This is a genomic window from bacterium (genome assembly GCA_021372775.1).
GTDB lineage: Bacteria > Acidobacteriota > Polarisedimenticolia > J045 > J045 > JAJFTU01.
Map to the genome: position 1 here is coordinate 1 of JAJFTU010000196.1, position 20,708 is coordinate 20,708.

The following is a 20,708-nucleotide window of genomic DNA, read 5'->3' on the forward strand; positions in this document are numbered from 1 at the left end:
GAACGCCGGCCCGGCGATGTCGAGGTGCGCCCACGGCCGCTTCGCGTCGGCGAACGTCTCGAGGAACAGCGCCGCGGTGATCGCGCCGCCGAACCGGCCGCCGGTGTTCTTCATGTCGGCGACGTCGCTCTTCAGGCCGTCGCGGTACTCCTGGATCAGCGGCAGCCGCCAGAGCTTCTCGCCCGCGCGCGCCGCCGCCGCGGCGAGGTCCGCGGCCAGCGCGTCGCTGTTCGAGAAGAGACCGCTGCAGTTGTTCCCGAGCGCGACGCAGCAGGCGCCGGTCAGCGTCGCGACGTCCACCACCGCGTCCGCCTTGACCGTCGTCTTGGCGTAGTCGAGGAGGTCGGCGAGGACGAGGCGCCCTTCGGCGTCGGTGTTGTTGACCTCGACCGTCTTCCCGGCGCGCGTCACGAGGACGTCCCCCGGCTTGTAGGAGCGGCCGGAGACGAGGTTCTCCACCAGCCCGACGACGGCGTGCACCTCCACCGGGGCCTTCATCCGGGCCAGCGCGACGAGGGCGCCGACCGCGGCCGCGGCCCCGCCCATGTCGCACTTCATCGTGTCCATCCCATCGGCGTTCTTGAGGTCGTAGCCGCCGGCGTCGAACGTCACTCCCTTGCCGACGAACGCGACGCGCGCCTTGGCCCGCCCGCGCGGCTTGTAGACGACGTGCACGACGCGCGGCGTCCGCTCCGAGCCGCGGCCGACCGCGAGCAGCGCGTTCATCCCCTCCCGCTCGATCCGCGCCGGCTCGAAGACCCGCGCCCGCGCCGCCGTCCCCGCGACCGCGCGGACGATCTCCGCGGCCATCGTTTCGGGGTAGATCTCGGCGGCCGGGAGGTTGACGACGTCGCGCGCCCACTTCGCCGCCGCGACCAAGGCCGCCGCCGGCGCGAGGACCGCCGCGCCCGGCCCCTTCGGCCCGACGCAGATCGTCGCCTTGTCGAGGAGCGGCGTCCGCTTCGACGGTTCCGTCAGGAACGGCTCGAAGCGGTAAGCGCCCAGCGCGAGCCCTTCGGCGACGGCGCGGACGATCTCCTCGACGCCGAGCTTCCCCGCGGCGCGGGGCGGCGCGACGACGAGCGAGCCGACGCGCTCCTGCTGCGCGAGACGCGCCGCCGCCGCCGCCGCGCGGTGCAGCGTCTCGGCGTCGAGCCGGTCGGCCGCGCCGAGCCCGGCGACGAGCAGCAGCCGCGCCCCCTTGCCCGGGGCGAGCGGAACCATGAGCGTCTCGCCGCGCGCCCCCTTGTGCCGCCGGCGGCGCGCCGCCGCCTCGTACGCGGCGCGGTCCGCGGCCGCCGGCAGGGCGAGCGGGGCGCCCTCGAAACGGAACATCAACAGCCCTTCCGCGCGCACGGTCTCCGGCGCGCGGCGCGAGACTTCGATCCGCGGAAGCGTCATCGTCGATCCATCCTCTGCGCGCCGCTCAGCGGCGCAGCTTGTCGAGCAGGCGCGCGGCGACCGCGCCGGAACCCAGGCCGATCTCGTCCAGGAGCTGCTTGCGCGAGCCGTGGGCGACGAACCGGTCGGGAATGCCGAAGATCAGCGGCGGCGCGGCGAGGGGAATCCCCTCCTCGACGCAGGCCTCGCAGACCGCGGCGCCGAAGCCGCCGCGGACCGTGTTCTCTTCGAGCGTCGCGACGAGCCGCGCCCCCGGCGCGAGCCGCCGCAGCATCGCGACGTCGAGCGGCTTCACGAACCGCGCGTTGACGACCGTCGGCGAGTGGCCGGCGGCGCGCAGCTCCTTCGCCGCGGCCTTCGCCGTCTCGACCATCGTCCCGACCGCGAGGAGCGCGACCGTCCCGTCCCCTTCCTCGAGCAGCTCCCAGGAGCCGATCGGCAGGACGCGCGGCTCGCGGGTGCGCGGCGCGGGGGAGTTGTCGCGCGGGTAGCGGATCGAGAACGGGCCGTCGGTCCGCGCGTAGGCCGTCTCGAGCAGGTCGGCCAGCTCGTCGGCGTCCTTCGGCGCGGCGACGACCATCTCCGGGATCAGCCGCATGTAGGTCAGGTCGTAGCAGCCGTGGTGCGTCGGCCCGTCCGCGCCGGCGATGCCGCCGCGGTCGAGGCAGAAGACGACCGGCAAACGCTGCAGGGAGACGTCGTGGAAGATGTGGTCGAAGGCGCGCTGCAGGAACGTCGAGTAGATCGCGCAGAACGGCCGCATCCCCTGCGTCGCCATCCCCGCGGCGAACGTCACCGCGTGCCCTTCGGCGATCCCGACGTCGAAGAACCGCTCGGGGAACTTCTCCTGGAACTTCGGCAGCCCGGTGCCCGGGCACATCGCGGCGGTGATCGCCACGACGTCCTTGCGCCGTCCGGCGAGGTCGACGAGCGCGTCGCCGAAGGCGTTGGTGTAGGAGGGCGGCGTCGTCGCGTCGACCGGCTTCGGCGCGGCGAGCGGCTTCCCCGTCGCCGGGTCGAACGGCGTCACGCCGTGCCACTTCAGCGGGTTCGCCTCGGCCGGCGCGTAGCCCTTTCCCTTGTGGGTCAGGACGTGCAGCAGCACCGGCTCGCTCGCGCTCCGCTCCTTGACCTTCTTCAGCACGCCGACCAGCGCCGCCATGTCGTGGCCGTCGATCGGCCCGAAGTAGTCGAAGCCGAGCGCCTCGAACAGCGCGCCGGGAACGAGGGCGCCCTTGACGCTCTGCAGCGTGCGCCGCGCCATCTCCCCGACCGGCGCGCCGACCTTCGGCGGCAGCTTGCCGAGGACGCGCGCGATCTCCCCCTTCATCCGCTGGTAGTAGGGGTGCGTCGTCAGCGTCGTCAGGTAGTGGGCGACGGCGCCGACGTTCGGCGAGATCGACATCGCGTTGTCGTTGAGGACGACGATGAGGTCGCGGTGCGAGGCGCCGGCGTTGTTGAGCGCCTCGAAGGCGAGCCCGCCGGTCATCGAGCCGTCGCCGATGATCGCCACGACCTTCCGCCCGCGCTCCCCCTTGAGGTCGCGTCCGGCGGCCATCCCCAGCGCCGCGCTCGGCGCGGTCGAGGCGTGCCCCGCGCCGAAGGCGTCGTATTCGCTCTCGTCCCGCTTGAGGAAGCCGGACATGCCGTCGTACTGGCGCAGCGTCGGGAAGCGGTCGCGCCGGCCGGTCAGCATCTTGTGCACGTAGGCCTGGTGACCGACGTCCCAGACGAGCAGGTCGCGCGGCGTGTCGAAGACGTAGTGCAGGGCGATCGTCAGCTCGACGACGCCGAGGCTCGACGCGAAGTGGCCGCCGTGGTGCGCGACCGACTTGATCAGGAACTCGCGGACTTCGGCCGCGAGCTCGACGAGTTCCGGAACGGCCAGGCCGCGCAGGTCGGCCGGGTCGTTGATCGAGGCGAGCCGCTCGACGCGTCCGCCGTCCTTCGCGTCGGCGCGCGCGCCGCCGCCGACCGCCCCGTCCTCCATCGCCTCGCTCCCCGTTTCAGCCTGAAGCAGTCCCGCGTCGTTCACTTGGACGCCCACTTGCGGATCCCTTCGCGCGTCCCGCCGATCTCGAGCAGCCGCTCCTTCGGCAGGACCGCCTCTTCGCGCGAGGCGACGACGAACGTCGCGCGGTCGCTGAGGAAGATCGCCTCCTCGGGGCAGGCCTCTTCGCACAGTCCGCAGTAGATGCAGCGGAGCATGTTGAGATCGAAGCGGGCCGGGTACTTCTCGACGTTGCTTTCCGGATACTCCGCCGGGACGATCTTGATCGCCTCGGAGGGACAAACGAACTCGCACAGTTGGCAGGCGACGCACTTCATCCGGCCGTCTTCGTCGGCCACGAGCGCCGGCACGCCGCGGTACCGCTCGGGCAGCGGCGACCCCTCCTCGGGGTACTGCCGCGTGACGCGGTCGCCGGGGCGCAGCGCGTGCTTGATCGTCGTCGTCAGGCCGCGGGCGATCTCGGGGAGGTACGCCCGTTCCGCCAAGGTCATCTTCTTTCGCGGGACCTTCACGCGCCCTCCGCGGCCTTATAACAAAGCCAAGTGGTTCATTTTACCCGCCGCGCGGCGGTCGCGTCAACGAAACGCGGCCGGGCCGCCCTCCGGCTCTCCGGCCGGCGGATCGAGCTGCTTCTCCCACGCCGCGACGACCGCCGCGACCCGCTCCAGCAGCCGCTCGACCGTGCCGTCGTTGAGGACCGCGACGTCGGCCAGGGCGAGCGTCGCGCGGAGCTGCTGCGCGTCCGGCCGCGCCTGATTCTCCCGCTCCTCGCGGGCGATGAACGTCGCGAGGTCGGGAACGTCCCCCTCCCGCCCGCGCTCGAGCGCGCGCCGCCAGCGGACCTCCACCGGCGCGTCCACGCCGAGCAGGCGGAAGTCCGGCCGACCCCGCAGCGCCTCGACCTCGGCCGGGCCGCGGATCGAATCGACGACCGCCCGAGCCGGCAGGCGCGGCAGCGTGCGCGCGGCGAGCGCCCCCGGCCCCTCCTCGCGCCGCAGCTTCTGGCCGAACTCGATCAGCGTCTCCCGCCCGACGTCGCGCCCGGCGGCGCGCGCCGCCTCGCGCACGATGTCGGAAAGGGAGAAGTACGCGTAGCCGCGCTCCCGCAGGAAGTCGGCGACCACGCCCTTCCCCGCCGCGTTCGGACCGGTCAGACCGACGATCATCGCTCTCTCCCCGCGGCGAGCCGCTTCACGACCAGACCCCGCGCCGAGGGGCGCGCCGACGTCGCCGCCGCCCCGGCCTCGACCAGCGACGCCTCGACCCGCGCGCGCCGCTCCGGCGCGGCGAGGGCGATCGCGAAGCCGCCGCCCCCCGCCCCGCAAACCTTGAAGCCCCACGCCCCCGCGGCGAGCGCCGCGGCGTTCAGCGCCGCGAGGCGCTCGGTCAGGACGAGCGGCGACCACTCCCGCCGCGCCGCGAGGTCGGCCTGCATCGCGCGGCCGAGCTTCCGCCAGTCGGCCGCGGCGAGCGCCGCGGCGGCCGAGGAGCCGGCCCGCGCGACCCGCGCCAGCGCCGTCTTCGCCGCGCGGTCGCCGTCGAGCCGCCGCCGGAACATGTCCCAGTTCGAGGGGCCGGAGCAGCGCGACTTCCCCGAATCGACGACCACCAGCCGCTCCGCGAGCGCCGCGAGCAGCGCGTCGTCGAGCCGCCGCACCAGCGCCCCGCCGGGGCGCTGCTCGACGACCACGAGCCCGCCCAGCCACGCCGCCTCGTGGTCCTGCGTGCCGGTGGGAATGCCCAGGAGCTGCGCCTCGACGTCGCGGACCAGCGGCACGATCTCGCCGCGCCGCGCGGGGCGGCCGGCGAGGCGCGTCGCGGCGGCGGCCGCGGCGACGCCCAAGGCCGACGACGTGCCGAGCCCCGAGCCGGCGGCGAGCGGCGAGAACGACGTCAGCGTCGTTCCTTCGGCCGGGCCGCAGAGCCGCGCGATCCGTTCGAGGAGTTCGAGCTTTCCGCGCCGGGCGCCGCGGGCGTCGCGCGGACGGTCGAGCGCGGCGCCGAGGTCGCGCGAAGCGAGGCGCAGCGCGCCGCGCCGCGGCGCGGGGCCGGCGGTCGCCTCGACGCGCAGCGAGAGGGCCGCGGCCACGGTGCACGCTCCCTCGTGGAGCAGCCCGAGCGGCCAGAGATCGAGCGTGCCTCCGGCGAGATCGGCCCGCACCGGCGCCGTCGCCCGCCACGTCTCGCCGCGCCGCGTTCCCGCCGTCGTCGCCATCGCCTCCGCCTTTCCCGGGCATGATACCCGCCGCGGCGCGCGCCCCGCCCGTCGTCCCGCCTCGCGGCGCCGCGGGCGCGAAGAGCGGCCGCGCGGCGCGGCGCGGATCGTGGCGTAGACTCGCCGCCATGGCGCAGAGGCGGCTCAGGGCGGTCTTCGTCGAAACGCATCTCGGCGGCTCGCACGAGGCGTTCGCCCGCGGCTGGATCGAGCGCAGCCGCCACGACTGGACGCTCCTCGGGCTTCCCGCCGAGCGCTGGAAGTGGCGGATGCGCGCCGCGGGGCTCGCGCTCGGCGAGCGGCTCGCCGCGCTCCGCCGCGCGCCCGACGTCGTCGTGGCGACGAGCCTCATCGACCTCGCCCACCTCAAGGCGCGCGCGGCGCTGCCGCCCCGCACCCGCTTCCTGCTCTACCTTCACGAGAACCAGTTCGACTATCCCCGCCCGCGCGGCGTCGCGCTCGAGCGCGGCTTCGCCATGGCCCACGTCGCCTCGCTCCTCGTCGCCGACGGCGCCGCGATCAACTCCCGCGCCCATCTGAACTCGCTCGCCGACGGCGCGCGGCGCTTCCTCGGCGAGGTCGCCGCCCCCGCCCCGCGCGGGCTCGCCGCCGCGCTCCGGCGGGTGCGGATCCTGCCGCCGGGGGTCGATTTCGACGGCTTCCCCGCGCCGGGGCCGCGCCCGCTCGGCGACCCGCCGGCGATCGTTTGGAACCACCGCTGGGAGGACGACAAGCGCCCCGCGGCCTTCGCGCGCCTCGTGCTCCGTCTCGCCGACGGCGACCGCCGCTTCCGCCTGATCCTGCTCGGCCCGTCGGCGCAGGCCAAGCCGCTGCCGCTCGACCTGATTCGCGGCCGCCTCGCCGACCGGATCGTCCGCGACGGCGCGGCGGAGACGCGCGCCGAGTACGTGGGGCAGCTCGCGCGCGGCGACGTCGCCGTCTCGCTCGCCGCGCAGGAGAACTTCGGCTACGCGGTGGTCGAGGCGATGGCCGCGGGATGCGTGCCGCTGCTGCCGGCGCGCCTCTCCTACCCCGAGATCCTGCCCCCCGCGCTGCGCGAGCCGCTGCTCTGCCGCACCGACCGCGAGACGCTGGCCCGCCTGACGACCTGGCTGCTCGAGCCGCGGCGGATCGAGGAGCTGCGGCCGCGGGTGATGCGCGCCGCGCGCCGGCACGCCTGGGAGCGCCGCGCCGCGGCCCTCGACGACTGGGTCGAGCGCGCCGCGCGCGACGCCGCCGAGCCGGCGCGGAAGCGCGCAGAGAGGCCGCGCGCGTCGAAGGGGTGAACGGCCGGACAGGTCCGGCGGGAGGCGTCAGGAGGCGTGCAGCGCGCGGCGCCGATAGCTTTCGATCAGCCGCGCGGCCCGCTCCGCCGAAACGCCGGCGAGACAGAGCGGCGGGATCGCCACCTCCGGCTCGTCCTCGTCGCGCAGCGTGACGACCACGCGGACGAAGAGCCCCGACCCGCGCGTCCCGACGTCGTCGATCCGCTCCCAGGGGAGGAAGCAGCGCTCGCCGAGGCCGTCGGCGAACGAGAGCCCCGCCCCGTCGAGGACCAGCGGCGGACCGTCGAGGCGCGAGGCGCGCCACGAGGCGAAGGCGAGAACGCCGAAGACGACGCCGCCGGCCAACGCGACGATCGTCGGCGCGACGACGCCGTCGAGTCCGGACTCGAACCCCAGCGCCAAGGCGCCCGCGCAGAGCGCGCCGGCGACGAGGGCGCGCGCGAGCAGCGCCCGCCGCTCGAGCGGCGTTTCGAAGCGCGCGGGAAGACTCTCGACGGCGTTCATCGAAGCCAATATAGCGGCCGGCCCCGCCCCGCCGCACGCAATTGAAGCGCCGCGCGGAGAAAGAGCGCGGCGCCCCCCGCTCGGCGCCTTTCGGAATCGCCCGGCCGACCGTCGGCGGGGCGTCCGCGCGGCGACGCTAGTCCCGCCGCTGGTCGAAGTAATGCACGATCGGCCGGTCGGCGCGGATCGGCCCGCGGACCTTCGCCCCGTCGCCGATCGAAAGGCGCGTCGCCTCGACCCGTCCCTTGACGCGCGCCGAGGGCCGGATGTCGAGCTGCTCGGAGACGACGACCGTTCCCTCGACCCGCCCCTCGATGCACGCCGATTCCGCCGTGACCGCGCCGCGCACGAGCCCGCCGGCGAGGACCCGCACCAGCGCCCCGCTGGTGACCGGGCCGTCCACCTCTCCGGCGACGACGACGGTCCCCGGCGAGTCGATCGCGCCGTGGAAGTGCAGCCGCGGGCCGACGACGGTCACGTCGTCCCCCCACGTTCGGGCGCCTTGATAGCGGTCGAGCAGCCGTTGCGGACGCATCGCCGCAGAGGATAACCCGACCGGCCCCGCCCCGTCCCCGCCGCGCCCGCGCCCCCGCCGCGCCGGAATTTCCGCCCCCGACGTGCGCGCCGCCGCGAACCGCGATACAATCCGCGCCGCTTTGCCGAAGAGAGTAAGAAGGGCCAGAGTAGCTCAGTGGCAGAGCAGCTGATTCGTAATCAGCAGGTCGCGAGTTCGACCCTCGCCTCTGGCTCCAGTCACTCCATCGGCATCGACGACGAGCCGGCCTCCGCCGGCTCTTTTCGTGTCCGGCGCCGCAAGCGGGTCCCGCGGCGCGGAGGATGGCGGATGACGACCTCCGGTTCCCGAGACGCCGCGGACGTCCTCACCGGGCTGCTGCGAAAGAAGTTCCGCCGCGAAGACCTGACCGTGCTGAAGATCATCCCCAACGCGGAGGGACAGGTCGTCCTCGTGGTCCAGTTCGGCGACCGTCCGGAGCGGGTCGCCAAGTCCCCCGCCCTGACGCTGCTCGCGGACGTCGAGAACGGCGCGGTCTACGGCGGACGCCCGGGAGACATCCTGCCGATGGTCGCCGCCGCGTTGACGCAGCCGGACCTGCAGGCGATGGAGCGCGTCGCCCGCGCCAAGCCGGCCTTCAGGAGACGCTGATCGCCTCGCGGCCGCGGGCCGCTACGGCCGGCCGAGGCGACGACGAGCTGAGCGATCGCGCGCCCGGAGCGCGGCCGGCGGCTACGCCCGGTCCTCGTCCGCCTCGGGCCCGCCGCCCGCAGGCGCCGCGAGAAGATCGGAGACCTGCGCGGCGAGCGTCTGGGCGCTGAACGGCTTCGGCAGGAAGGCGCGCCCCGGGCCGAGGTCGCGCTCTTCGCCGATCGCGCCGTCGGTGTAGCCGGAGACGAAGAGGACGCGCAGCGCGGCGCCGCGCTTCCGCAGCTCCTCCGCCAGGTCGCGGCCGTTCATCCCCGGCATGACGACGTCGGTCACGAGAAGGTCGAAGCTCCCCGCGTCCCGCTCGAAGACCTCGAGCGCCCGCGCGCCGTTCTCCGCCTCGACGACCTCGTAGCCCGCGCGACGCAGCGCGTCGGCGGCGAAGCCGCGCACCGCCGCTTCGTCTTCCGCGAGGAGGATCCGTCCCGATCCGGTCCGCAGCGGCGCCTCGCCGATCCGCGCCGGCGCGTCGAGCGGCGCGTCGATCCGCGGGAAGAGCAGCCGGAAGGTCGCGCCGCGCCCCGGCTCGCTCTCGACGTCGATCCGTCCGCCGCTCTGCACGACGATGCCGTAGACGGTCGCGAGGCCGAGCCCCGTCCCCTTGCCGCGGGCCTTCGTCGTGAAGAACGGCTCGAAGACGTGCTCGCGCACGTCCGGCGGCATGCCGCAGCCGTTGTCCGACACCGCCAGTTCGACCCAGCGCTCCGGCGCCCCCTCGGGCGTCGCCGGCGGGGTCTCGACGTTGCGCGTCGTCAGCCGCAGCCGCCCGCCGTTCGGCATCGCGTCGCGCGCGTTGACGGCCAGGTTGACGATCGCTTGAGCGAGCCGCCCCTCGTCCACGCGCACGTGGCCGAGCGAAAGATCGGGCGCGAATTCGACCGCGATGTTCTCCGGGATCAGCCGGCGCAGCAGCCCGTGGAGCTGGGCGACGACGGCGTTGAGGTCCACGACCCGCGGCGCGAGGACCTGCCGCCGGCCGAAGGCGAGGAGCTGCCGCGTGAACGCCGCCGCGCGCTGTCCGGCCCGCCGGATCTCCTCCGCGTAGAGGCGCCGCGGATCGCCCGGCGCGAAGTCGCCCAGCAGGAGTTCGGAATAGCCGCTGATCGCGGTGAGGACGTTGTTGAAGTCGTGCGCCACGCCGCCCGCGAGCCGCCCGACCGCCTCCATCTTCTGCGCCTGCCGCAGCGCGGCTTCCGAGCGGGCCAGTTCCTCGTGGGCCCGCTCCGCCGCGGCGCGCGCGCGCACCTGCCCCAGCATCAGCGCGAAGAAGACCAGCCCGACGACCATCCCCGCCACCGTCACGGCCAACGGCAGCCCCGCGAACGGGCGCGCGTCGAACCTCGGGCCGGCCACGACGGCCAGCGTCCACGGGCGCCCCGCGACCTCGAGCGGCAGCAGCGCCCTCCGCGCGCCGTCCGCGACGCGCGCGCCGCCCGGTCCCTCGTACAGCAGCGCGGCGGCGTCCTCCGACTTCGCGGCGTAGACGCGGACGCCGAAGCCGAGACGCCGCGCGCGCTCGGCGAGGACCGTCTCCAGCAGATCGCCCGCCCGGAACGGCGCGTAGACGAACCCTTCGAGGGCCGCGCGCCGCTCCGCGATCGACGCCGGCACGCCGCCTCCCGCGTAGACCGGGGCGTAGATGAGGAATCCCGCTTGCTTCTCGGGGTCGATCTCCTGCACCAACGTGACGGCGCCGGTCGCCGCGGCGAGGCCGGTGTCGCGCGCCCGCTCCATCGCCTCCCGCCGGCGCGGCTCGGTGGACATGTCGAAGCCGATCGCCGCGAGGTTCCGCCGGTCGCGCGGCTCGAGGTAGACGATCGCGTGCGTCTCCGGGCGCGGCGTCGCGGGCCAGATCTTGAACGGCTCGCCGCGCGCCGCGCTCATCCGCCGCTCGAGCGCCTCCCGCGGGCCGCGGACGCGCACGGAATAGCCGAGTCCCTGGATCCCCGGATAACGCTCAGTCAGTTGCAGCCGCTCGGAGAAGCGGCGGAACTCGACCGGATCGACGGAGTCGGAACCGGCGAAGAAGGCCGTCCCCGCCCGCAGCACGGCGACGTAGGCCTCCATCCGCGTCGCGACGGCGGCCCGCAGATCCCCCGCCGCCGCGTCGAAGCGCGCCCGGTCGCGCGCCTCGCCCAGCGAGGCGGCGTAGAGCCCGGTCAGCAGCGCAAGTGTCCAAGCGACCCCCAGCACGATCCACGGCGCGGCGACGTGCCGCCGCGCGAGTGGCCGCGGTGCCCTCGGACGGACCAATCCCATGCCGACGCTCCGGCGCTTCGACGCCCAACGCGCCCTTGGCGACAGGATAAGCCGCATCACCCGCGCGATGAAACTGGAATTCGGTCCTCGTTTCCCGACCCGCCGCGCGCCGCGGTTCGCTGTCGCCACAGCTTGTAGACGGCCGGGTAGACGAGCAACTCCAGCAGGAACGACGTCGCCAGCCCGCCGATCATCGGCGCGGCGATCCGCTTCATCACGTCGGCCCCCGCCGACGTGGACCACATGATCGGGAGCAGCCCCATGAACGCCGCGGCGACGGTCATCAGCTTCGGCCGGGCGCGCTTCACGGCGCCGTGGACGATCGCCTCGTCCAGGCCGCCCGCGTCGCGCAGCGCGCCGCGCTTCCGGTAGTCCTCGAACGACAGGTCCAGGAAGAGCAGCATGAAGACGCCGGTTTCGGCGTCCAGCCCGAGGAGCGCGATCATGCCGACCCACGCGGCGATCGACACGTTGTAGCCGAGCAGCCAGAACAGCCAGACCGCGCCGACCGCGGAGAACGGGACGGCGAGCATGACGAGCGAGGCCTTGAAGGCGGACTTTGTGTTCGCGAGGAGCAGGACGAAGATCAGCGCCAGCGTGATCGGCACGACGATCTTCAGCCGCTCCTTGACCCGGACCATGTTCTCGTACTGCCCGCTCCACTGCAGCGCGTAACCCGGCTTCAGCCGGAGTTCGTTGCCGACGAGCTTCTTGGCCTCCTCGACGTAGCCGCCGACGTCCCGCCCGGCGATGTCCACGTAGACGTACCCCGAGAGGAAGCCGTTCTCGTCGCGGATCATCGCCGGGCCGGCGGCGATCTTGACGTCGGCGAGTTCGCCGAGCGGAACCTGCGCGCCGCCCGCCGTCGGCACGAGCACGCGGCGCAGGCGGCCGAGATCCTCGCGGAGCTCGCGGGGATACCGCACGTTGACCGGGTATCGCTCGCGCCCCTCGATCGTCGTCGCGATGTTCTCGCCGCCGATCGCGCTCGCGATCACGTCCTGGAGCGCCTCGATCGTCAGGCCGCGGCGGGCGAGCTGGTCGCGGCGCGGATCGATGTCCACGAAGTAGCCGCCGGTGGTGCGCTCGGCGAAAACGCTGCGCGTGCCGGGAACGCGGCGCACGATCCGCTCCAGCTTCGCGCCGACCGCCTCGATCTCCCCGAGATCCGCGCCGAAGATCTTGATTCCGACCGGCGTGCGCACGCCGGTCGTCAGCATGTCGATGCGCCCCTTGATCGGCATCGTCCAGGCGTTCGTCACCCCCGGCATCTTCGTCTTCGCGTCGAGCTCCCCGACGAGCTCGTCCCGCGAGATCCGGTCGCTCCAGATCGGGCGGAAGAGCGGCTTCAGCCAGTCCGGCGCCCACGACGAGTACCAGCGCCGCTTGGGCCGCCACCGCTCCGGCGGCTTCAGCACGACCGTCGTCTCCATCATCGAGAACGGCGCCGGGTCGGTGGACGTCTCCGCCCGCCCGGCCTTTCCGAACACCCGCTCGACCTCGGGAACCGACTTGAGGATCCGGTCCTGCGCCCGCAGCAGGTCCTCGGCCTCGGTCACCGACAGTCCGGGCAGCGTCGTCGGCATGTAGAGCATCGTCCCCTCGTTGAGCGGGGGCATGAACTCCGAACCGAGCGAGAAGAAGACCGGGACGCTCGCCGCGACCGTCAGGACCGCCGCCAGCGTCACCGCCTTGGGGAAGCGCAGCGCGAAGCGGCACGCTGGTTCGTAGACCTTGAAGATCACGCGGCTGATCGGATGCCGCTCCTCGGCGTGGTACTTCCCGACCAGCGCGGCCGTGGCCAGGCGCGCCAGCCAGCGGGGCCGGAACCGGAACGGCTCGATCCGCGCGAACAGCATCCGCAGCGCCGGATCGAGCGTGACCGCGAGCGTCGCGGCGAGCGCCATCGCGAAGTTCTTGGAGTACGCCAGCGGCTTGAACAGCCGGCCTTCCTGGTCCACCAGCGCGAAGATCGGCAGGAACGCGACGGCGATCACGAGCAGCGAGAAGAACACCGAGGGCCCGACTTCCTGGAGCGCCTCGAGCCGCACGCGGCGAAAGTCCCCCTTCCCGCCGGAAGCCTGCCAGGCGTGGATCTTGTTGTAGGCGTTCTCGACCTCGACGATCGCGCCGTCCACCAGCACGCCGATCGAGATCGCGATCCCGGCCAAGGACATGATGTTGACCGTCATCCCGGCGAGGTACATCGGGATGAACGCCAGCAGGACCGAGACGGGGATCGTGAGGATCGGCACGATCGCCGACGGGACGTGCCAGAGGAAGAGCAGGATCACCAGCGAGACGATGATCATCTCGATCTTGAGTTCGTGCGTCAGGGTCCCGATCGCGCGCTCGATCAGGCTCGAGCGGTCGTAGGTCGGCACGATCTCGACCCCCGGCGGCAGCGACGGCTTCAGTTCCTCGATCCGGGTCTTGACGCTGTCGATGACGTTCAAAGCGTTCTCGCCGTGGCGCATCACGACGATGCCGCCCACGGCGTCGCCGTTCCCGTCGAGGTCCGAGACGCCGCGGCGCATTTCCGGGCCGAGGCTCACGGTCGCGACGTCGCGCAGCAGCACCGGAACGCCGCCCGGCCCGGCCTCGACGACGATCCGCTCGAGATCGGCGGTCGAGCGCGCGTAGCCGCGGCCGCGGATCATGTACTCCGCGCCGCCGAACTCGAGCAGCCGCCCGCCGACCTCGTTGTTCGAACTGCGGATCGCCTTGACGACGTCGCCGATCGGCAGGGCGTAGGCCGCCAGCCGGTTCGGATCGAGGGTCACCTGATACTGCTTGACGAAGCCGCCGATCGAGGCGACCTCGGCCACGCCGGGGACCGACTGCAGCGCGTAGCGCAGCGTCCAGTCCTGGTAGCTGCGCAGCTCGTCCGCCGTGCGCGTCCCCGACCGGTCCACGAGCGCGTACTGGTAGACCCAGCCGACCCCCGTGGCGTCCGGTCCGAGTTCCGTCTGCACGCCCGGCGGCAGGCGGGACTGGATCTTCGAGAGGTATTCCAGCACCCGCGAGCGCGCCCAGTAGATGTCCGTTCCGTCCTGGAAGACGACGTAGACGTAGGAGAAGCCGAAATCGGAGAAGCCGCGGATCGCCTTGACCTTCGGCGCGCCGAGGAGCGCGCTGGCGATCGGGTAGGTGACCTGGTCCTCGACGATGTCGGGGCTGCGGTCCCAACGCGAATAGACGATGACCTGCGTGTCCGAGAGATCGGGCAGCGCGTCGAGCCGAATCTCGCGCAAGACCGCCGCGGCGAGGGCGATCAGCGCGGCGACGCCGAGCAGCACGAGGAACTTGTTGTCCGCCGAAAAGGCGATGATCTTCCGGATCATGGCGCGTCGCCCCGCCGGCCGCCGCCGTCCGCCGCGCCGGCGAGGGCGGCGCGGAGACGGGACTCGGAGTCGAGGAGGAAGTTGGCCTTGACGACGACGCGTTCGCCGGCCGCCAATCCGGAGGCGATGCGGGCCTTGCCGTCCGCGCGCGCGGCCACGGTCACGCGCCGCGGCTCGAACCTGCCGCCGCCGCGGTCCACGAAGACGAGCCGGCGGGCGCCGGTGTCCACGACGGCCGAGTCCGGAACGACGATCCCGGCGGCCGGCTCGAGCTGCGCCGCGACGTCCACGAACATCTCGGGCTTCAGCCGAAGGCCCGGATTGGGGAACTCGAACCGCGCGCGGAGCGTGCGGGTCTCGCGGTCCAGGAACGGATAGACGTAGGCGATGCGGCCCTTCAAGCTCAACGTGGGGTCGTAGGGCGAACTGACGACGGCCGTCAGGCCGACGCGCACGTCCGGCGCCTCGCTCTGGTAGAAGTCGGCCTCGACCCACACCTTCGACAGGTCGGTCACGGTGAACAGGTCCATCGCCGGGTCGATCCGCTGGCCCTCGTAGACGTCCTTCATCGTCGCGTAGCCGGAGATCGGCGCGGCGATCGGGACTGAGCGGCTGGTCGTTCCGGTCCGCTCGAGCCGTTCGACGAAGCTCTCCGGAACGTCGAGCAACTCGAGCCGCCGCCGCGCGGCCCGCGCCAACTCCGCCCCTCCTTCGCGGACCTCGGGAATCGCGGACGCGGCGAAGCGGCCGGCGCTCGCCACCGCGCGGAGGTATTCCTCTTGCGTCGCGAGCAGCTCCGGCGAGTAGATCGTCAGGACGGTCTGTCCGCGCCGCACGAACTGCCCGGTCGAATCGACGTACAGCTTCTCCACCCAGCCCGAGATCCTGACGTGGATGTGGCGGACCTCCGGCTCCGCGGGGACAACGGTCCCGACGGTGCGCACCTCGCGCCCGATCGTCTCCAAGGTCGCCGTCGCCGTGCGGACTCCCGCCGCCTCGAGCGCCGCGGCCGATACCTCGATCGGGGCGCGGCCCTCGACCTCGCCCTCCGCGCGACCCGACTCGCCGCCCTCCGCGCGGCCCGACTCGCCGCCGAGCGCCCGCTTCGGGGTTTGGTCGTCCTTGACCGGCACGAGCTTCATGCCGCAGATCGGGCAGTCGCCCGGCTTGTCGCTGACGTACGTCGGATGCATCGGGCACTGCCACTTCTCTCCGCCGTGTCCGCCGGCGCCGGAGCAGCCGGCGAAGACCAGCGCGGCGGCGAGCGGCAACACGACGAGAAGCGTGAGAACGACGAGTCCCTTCCCGCGCCGGCCTTTCATCGCGTCTCTCCTTCCGTCGTCGCCGCGGGAGCGGCGGTCGTCAGCGCCTCGAGCTCCGCCCACGCGGCGAAGAGCTCGCCTTCGCGCCGCGCCAGTGCGCCGCGCGCGTCAAGCCAGAGGTTGAAGTCCTCGATCGCGGTGGAGAAGGAGCCGCGTCCGTTGAGGTAGGCGGAGCGGGCGGCCTCGAACGCCGCGCTCGTCTGCGGCAGGATCCCTTCGCGGTAACGTTCGATCTGCGTTTCCGCGCGTTCCTTGTCGGCGGCGAGGCGGGCCGTCTCCTCGCGCAGGGCGGCGCGCTCGGCGTCGAGGTCGCGCCGCGCGGCCTCGAGATCCAGTTCCGCCGCGCGGAGCAGCGGCGCCTGCTTCTTCGACCGCCGCGCCGGCAACTCGACGCCGAACTTCAGCGTGACCACCGGGTCGAGCGAGCCGCGGTAGTAGGCCGCCGCCGCGGCCGAGAAGTTCGCCTTGAGCTCGAGCTTCGCCGCCGCCGCCCGCTTCTCGGCGACGTCGACCGCGGCGCGCCGCTCGGCGATCTCCGCCGACCCGGCCTCGACGAGTTCGTCCCACGCGCCGTCGGGGAACGGCGGCTGGTCGAGCGACGCGAACGGCGCGACCCTGAACCCCGCGCCGCGGTCGAGCAGCCGCGCGAGCGCCGCTTCCGCCGTTCCGCGTTCCGCCGCGAGGTCGGTGCGCCGTTCCTCGAGCCGCGTCCGCTCCAACTGCGCCTTGACCAGCCCTTCCTGGTCCCCCTCGCCGACGCGGTAGCGCGAGGCCGCCGTCTCGGCGAGGAGATCGAGCAGCTCGCCGCCCGCGGCCGTCGCCTCGAGTCCGCGGTCGAGCGCGTAGAGCCGCGCGCAGAGGACGCGCACGTCGCGCGCCACCTGACGCCGCAGTGCTTCGACGTCCACGGCGCGCGCCGACGCCTCGGCCTCGGCGACCGCCGCCCGCGCCTCGCGCTTCGCGCGCCGCGAGAGATCCTGGCGGACCTCGACGCCGACCATCGACATCTCGACGCGGCCGACGGTCCAGCCGGGGAAGCCGGCCTCCGTGTACATCCCCTCGACCATCGGGTCGGCGAGGGCGCCGGCGGGGGCGACCAGCTCCCGCGACGCGGCGAGGCGCGCGCGCAGCGCGGCGATCGACGGTTGCGCGGCGAGCGCTTCGGTCACGAACTGCTCGACGGACGGCGCCGTCGCCGCGGGCGCGGCCGCCGGCTCCGCGGCCGGAGCGGCGAACGACGCCAAGAGGAACGAGAGCGCGGCCGCCGGCGCGAAGAGAGTCGGCGCCGACGTCGCGGATCGCATCGAATGCACGGTCTTCTCCTTTCGCGCGGACGACGAAGAACCGGCCCGCCGCGAGGGCGGGCGCGACGCGAGGCGAAAGGAATATTCAGCGACGGAAGGTGCAGAGACTCAGATAGCGCGAACAGCTGTCGCCGCCCGGCTCTCGGTCGGCGCCGGCGGCTTCGAGCCGCGACTCCGCCCGCGGACAGGCGGCGGCCGGAATCGCGGCGAGCGGAACATCCGGCGCGGAGACGGCGGCCGCCTCGTCCCGCTCGGCGGGCGACGAAGGATCGGAGCGCCGCGGGCCGGCGTCGCAGCGGCAGTCGCCGGCGCCGCGCTCCGCTCGTGCTGGATCGACGTGGCGCGCGCCACGCTCCGCCCGTCCCCCGTCCGCGCGGCACGCGCCCCGCGGCGCCGCGCCGCAGCAGCGGCAGGCGATCGTCCGGCGCCCCGCGCGCGCCGCGCTGCGGCCCGTCGCCGAGGACGCCGCGCAGTGCGGCGCCGCCCACCCCTGAAGCGTCAGGAGCGCGAGGACCGCCAGCGCCGCGACGGCGCGCCGCAGGGACGTTCGCACGCCGAGAATATCGGATAGGGTTGTCCGCTTCGCAATCGAAAAGAACGTCGCGGCTCGCCGCGGGAGCGTCGTCGCCGCACACTTTGGACCGGCGGTCCGTCGGCGCCGCGGCTCCTTCATGAAAGCGCCGTTCCGCTCCGCTCGGCGTGGAGGATCGACGATGACCGCTTCCCCGTTCCGACGCCCCGCGGCCGTCGTTCGCCCCGCGGCCTTCGTCCTTCTTGCGGCGTTCGCCGCCGCCGGCTGCGCCGGCGGCCCCCATCCGTACGACGAAGCCGGCGGGCTCAGCCCGCGGCTGATCAGGACCGCCTACTTCGACGACGGCAAGGCCCTCTTCGTCGGCCTCGACGTCACCGCCGCCGTCGCCGTGGACGCCGAGAAGACCCTCCCCTTGGCGCTCGTCCTGGCCAATCGCGGCCCGTCGGGCGCGGCGTTCGACCGCGAGTCGTTCCGGCTCGAGGACGACGGCGGACGCACGTTCCCGCTTCTCTCCTACGAGGAGTTCCGCGCCCTCTCCCGCGCGACGTCGCTCGACCGTCGGGCGTCGGAGAAGTTCTACGAAGCGGCGGCGCAACGCCTCGGCCCGGCCGCGGGAGGCGCGAATCCGACGATCCGCGCGGTCCCGTTCTTCGGCGTCGAAACGGCGCGGCGCGACCGCGTGGACATCGCGCCCGCGGAGTGGGCGCGCGGGATGCTCTACTTCCCTCGCCCCGCCGGCGACCTCGCCGGACGCGTCTTCTCGCTCCTCGTGCGGCCGATCGGGGCGGCGGAGACGATCGTCGTCAAGTTCCGCTGCGCCTGACGCCGTCCGCGCATTCGACCCGCGCCTTCGCCAGCGTCTCGGCGACGACGCGCCGCGTCTCCTGGACCGACGACGGCTTCTGCAGGAAGCCGTCCACGAGGTCCTCGGACATGCCCCGCAGCACGTCGCCGCGGTCGTAGCCGCTGGCGAGCACGAGGGCCGGCGACGGGCGCCGCGCGCGCAGCTCGCGGCAGACGTCGCGGCCGTCGAGGTCCGGCATCGTCAGATCGACGAGCGCGACGTCGAATCCGTCGGGCGCCTCGTCGAAGCGGGCCAGCGCGTCGCGCCCCCCTTCCGCCTCGACGACGACGCATCCCGCCGAGCGCAGCGCCGCGGCGAGCGCCTGGCGCACCGCCGGTTCGTCGTCGGCCACCAGCGCCCGCAGCCCCTTCGGCAGCGTCGCCTCGTCCGGCGCCGGTCCGTCCCCCGGCGCCGCGTCCCGCTGCGCCGGGAAGTAGAGCGTGAAGCAGGAACCGCGCCCCGGCTCGCTCGTAATGCTCAGTCCGGCGCGGTGGCCGCGCAGGATCCCGAGCATCGCCGAGAGCCCGAGTCCCCGCCCGGCCTGCTTCGTGGTGAAGAACGGATCGAAGATCCGCTGCAGGACGTCCTGCGGCATCCCGCAGCCGTCGTCGCGCACCTCCAAAACGACGAAGTTCCCCGCCGCCGGCGGCTCGCCGTGCGGCGGCGCGATCGCGTTCGGGTCGTCCACCCGCGCCAAACGCGTCGCGAGGCGGACCACGCCGTCGCGCCCTCCGAGCGATTCCGCGGCGTTCGTCACGAGGTTCATCACGACCTGCTGCAGCTGGGCCGCGTCGGCGCGCACCGCGGGCAGGTCCGCGGCGAGGTCGAACCGCAGGTCCACGTTCTTCGGGATCGACACCCCCAGCAGATGCACCATCTCGTCGACGACCTGATTGACGTCGAGCGGCCGCACGCCGAGCGCCGCGCGGCCGGAGTAGGCCAGGAGCTGCCGCGTGAGCGCCGCCGCGCGGAGCGTCGCGCCGGCCGCGTTGTCGAGATACTCGCGCCCCGGACCTTCCTCGAGCTGCGCGAGGTTGATGTTCCCGAGCACGGCGCCGAGCAGGTTGTTGAAGTCGTGCGCGATCCCCCCGGCCAGCACCCCGAGGCTCTCCAGCCGCTGCCGCTGCTGGAGGATCCGCTCCGACTGGCGCGCCACGGTCACGTCGCGCGACGTCCCGACGATCAGCCGCACGCGCCCCGCGCCGTCGAGGATCGGCACGAGCTGCGTCTGCCAGGTCCGCGGCCGGCCGGAGCATTCCTCCGTCTCCTCGTAGGCGATCGACGCGGCGGCCTCGACGCAGCGGCGGTAGTTGGCGGCCGCCCGCGCGGCGACCTCCGGCGGCAGGACATCCTCGAGACGCCGGCCCGCGACGTCGGCGTTGCCCCGCCCGACCGCCCTTTCGAGCGCGGGGTTGATCCGCTCGACGCTGAAGCCGCCGTCTTGATCGACCGCGATCCAGAAGATCGTGTCCGGGGTGTGGTCGCAGAGGGCGCCGAGCAGATCTTCCCGCGCCCGCAGGCTCGCCTCGACGCGCCGCCGCACCTCCGACTCCGCTTCGAGGTCCCGCGCCCGCCGACGCGAGACCCGCAGCGAACGGACGCCCCAGCCGGCCGCGGCGATCAGCGCGAGGCCGATCGGGACGACGATGACCAGCGCCCGCCTCAGCACCGCCCAGAACGGCAAGTCCGCCGAATCGAGCGCCGCGAAGTACTTGGTCCGCAGTTCCGCGGCGCGCCCGCTCTCCTTCAGCAGGAACAGCCCTTCGTCGAGCGCCGCGAGAAGCTCCGCGTCGCCGCGATGAACGGCGAAGGCGTAGGGATGCCGCGGAATCGGCGCGGAAAGGACCTTCAGGCCGCGCAGCCCGAGTTCGCGCGCCGCGTACTGCCCGGCCGGCCGCGGCAGGACCGCGGCCTCGACGTCTCCGCGCGCCAGCGCCTGCAGCGCCTCGCGCGAGGATCCGGCCGGCAGCGGCGTCGCGCCGTGCGCGTGCAGCCACTCCCACGCGCAGCCTCCCCGCTGCGTGACGACCCCCGGCGAGCGCAGCGCCTCCTCGCCGGTCGCCGCGCGGCTGTCCCCGCGCACGAAGACGGCGTGCGTCACGAGGGAGTGAGGAGACGTGAACTCGGCGACGCGTTGCCGCGACGGCGTGACTAGGAGGCCGGAGAGGGCGTCGATCTCGCCCGCCTCGAACCGTCGGCGGACGTCGCCCCAATCCCCGCAGCGGAACTCGACGGCGATCCCTTCCGCCGCCGCCGCTTCGCGCATCAGGTCGATGTTGAAGCCGACGGGACGGCCCGCGGCGTCGAGGCTCTCGAACGGCGGCATCGAGGCGTCGCAACCGACGACGATGCTCCGCCGCTCCGCCGCTCCCGCCGCGCCGGCGGCGAACAGCAGCGACGCCGCGACCGCAGCGGCGATTCGCGGCGAAATGACGCGACAGAGTGCCGATCCGCCTCGCATTTT

At 73.7% G+C, this 20,708-nt stretch carries 16 protein-coding genes and 1 tRNA gene; 4 read left to right on the forward strand and 13 right to left on the reverse strand.

Annotated features, from left to right (window positions below):
• The 5 genes from LLG88_06620 to LLG88_06640 all read right to left on the reverse strand — a co-directional run.
• On the reverse strand, positions 1-1,401 hold a 1,401-nt coding region (locus LLG88_06620), incomplete at its 3' end, for a hypothetical protein (protein MCE5246580.1).
• A gap of 25 nt (positions 1,402-1,426) precedes the next feature.
• On the reverse strand, positions 1,427-3,448 hold the full coding sequence (gene dxs, locus LLG88_06625) for a 1-deoxy-D-xylulose-5-phosphate synthase (protein MCE5246581.1): 2,022 nt from the start codon (positions 3,446-3,448) through the stop codon (positions 1,427-1,429).
• Positions 3,433-3,924 carry an NADH-quinone oxidoreductase subunit I gene (locus tag LLG88_06630; protein MCE5246582.1) on the reverse strand — a complete coding sequence of 164 codons (492 nt, stop codon included), beginning with the start codon at positions 3,922-3,924 and terminating at the stop codon, positions 3,433-3,435. The genes dxs and LLG88_06630 overlap by 16 nt, the downstream gene beginning before the upstream one ends.
• A gap of 63 nt (positions 3,925-3,987) precedes the next feature.
• The gene (locus LLG88_06635) at positions 3,988-4,578 is read right to left on the reverse strand and encodes a hypothetical protein (GenBank protein ID MCE5246583.1); all 591 of its coding nucleotides are present in this window, start codon (positions 4,576-4,578) and stop codon (positions 3,988-3,990) included.
• On the reverse strand, positions 4,575-5,627 hold the full coding sequence (locus tag LLG88_06640) for a hypothetical protein (GenBank protein MCE5246584.1): 1,053 nt from the start codon (positions 5,625-5,627) through the stop codon (positions 4,575-4,577). Before LLG88_06640 ends, LLG88_06635 begins: the two co-directional genes overlap by 4 nt.
• A 128-nt stretch (positions 5,628-5,755) precedes the next feature.
• Here LLG88_06640 and LLG88_06645 point away from each other — a divergent pair, with 128 nt between their 5' ends.
• A complete protein-coding gene (locus tag LLG88_06645) occupies positions 5,756-6,913 on the forward strand; it encodes a DUF3524 domain-containing protein (protein MCE5246585.1) in 1,158 nt (385 codons plus the stop codon).
• A 27-nt stretch (positions 6,914-6,940) separates the two neighbouring features.
• Here the strand turns inward: LLG88_06645 and LLG88_06650 are convergent, their stop codons facing one another.
• Together LLG88_06650 and LLG88_06655 are read right to left on the reverse strand one after the other, a co-directional pair.
• Positions 6,941-7,417 (reverse strand): hypothetical protein, encoded by a 477-nt coding sequence (locus tag LLG88_06650; protein ID MCE5246586.1) that lies wholly within the window; start codon positions 7,415-7,417, stop codon positions 6,941-6,943.
• 136 nt (positions 7,418-7,553) lie between these two features.
• The gene (locus LLG88_06655) at positions 7,554-7,952 is read right to left on the reverse strand and encodes a polymer-forming cytoskeletal protein (protein MCE5246587.1); all 399 of its coding nucleotides are present in this window, start codon (positions 7,950-7,952) and stop codon (positions 7,554-7,556) included.
• A 142-nt stretch (positions 7,953-8,094) separates the two neighbouring features.
• Between LLG88_06655 and LLG88_06660 the strand changes: the two genes are divergently transcribed.
• Positions 8,095-8,169, forward strand: a tRNA-Thr gene (locus tag LLG88_06660).
• A 92-nt stretch (positions 8,170-8,261) separates the two neighbouring features.
• On the forward strand, positions 8,262-8,582 hold the full coding sequence (locus LLG88_06665) for a hypothetical protein (protein ID MCE5246588.1): 321 nt from the start codon (positions 8,262-8,264) through the stop codon (positions 8,580-8,582).
• 81 nt (positions 8,583-8,663) lie between these two features.
• Here the strand turns inward: LLG88_06665 and LLG88_06670 are convergent, their stop codons facing one another.
• The 5 genes from LLG88_06670 to LLG88_06690 form a co-directional block, all read right to left on the reverse strand.
• Positions 8,664-10,898 (reverse strand): CHASE domain-containing protein, encoded by a 2,235-nt coding sequence (locus tag LLG88_06670; GenBank protein MCE5246589.1) that lies wholly within the window; start codon positions 10,896-10,898, stop codon positions 8,664-8,666.
• Between the two features lie 56 nt (positions 10,899-10,954).
• Positions 10,955-14,242 (reverse strand): CusA/CzcA family heavy metal efflux RND transporter, encoded by a 3,288-nt coding sequence (locus LLG88_06675; protein ID MCE5246590.1) that lies wholly within the window; start codon positions 14,240-14,242, stop codon positions 10,955-10,957.
• The gene (locus tag LLG88_06680; protein ID MCE5246591.1) at positions 14,239-15,564 is read right to left on the reverse strand and encodes an efflux RND transporter periplasmic adaptor subunit; all 1,326 of its coding nucleotides are present in this window, start codon (positions 15,562-15,564) and stop codon (positions 14,239-14,241) included. The genes LLG88_06675 and LLG88_06680 overlap by 4 nt, the downstream gene beginning before the upstream one ends.
• Positions 15,561-16,868 carry a TolC family protein gene (locus LLG88_06685; protein ID MCE5246592.1) on the reverse strand — a complete coding sequence of 436 codons (1,308 nt, stop codon included), beginning with the start codon at positions 16,866-16,868 and terminating at the stop codon, positions 15,561-15,563. The genes LLG88_06680 and LLG88_06685 overlap by 4 nt, the downstream gene beginning before the upstream one ends.
• 85 nt (positions 16,869-16,953) lie before the next feature.
• A complete protein-coding gene (locus LLG88_06690) occupies positions 16,954-17,421 on the reverse strand; it encodes a hypothetical protein (protein MCE5246593.1) in 468 nt (155 codons plus the stop codon).
• Between the two features lie 160 nt (positions 17,422-17,581).
• On the opposite strand from LLG88_06690, the gene LLG88_06695 reads away from it, so the two are divergent.
• Complete coding sequence (locus tag LLG88_06695) at positions 17,582-18,223, forward strand: hypothetical protein (protein MCE5246594.1); 642 nt, start codon at positions 17,582-17,584, stop codon at positions 18,221-18,223.
• Here the strand turns inward: LLG88_06695 and LLG88_06700 are convergent.
• Positions 18,204-20,705 carry a transporter substrate-binding domain-containing protein gene (locus LLG88_06700; GenBank protein MCE5246595.1) on the reverse strand — a complete coding sequence of 834 codons (2,502 nt, stop codon included), beginning with the start codon at positions 20,703-20,705 and terminating at the stop codon, positions 18,204-18,206. The genes LLG88_06695 and LLG88_06700 overlap by 20 nt on opposite strands.
• Positions 20,706-20,708 lie beyond the last annotated feature (3 nt).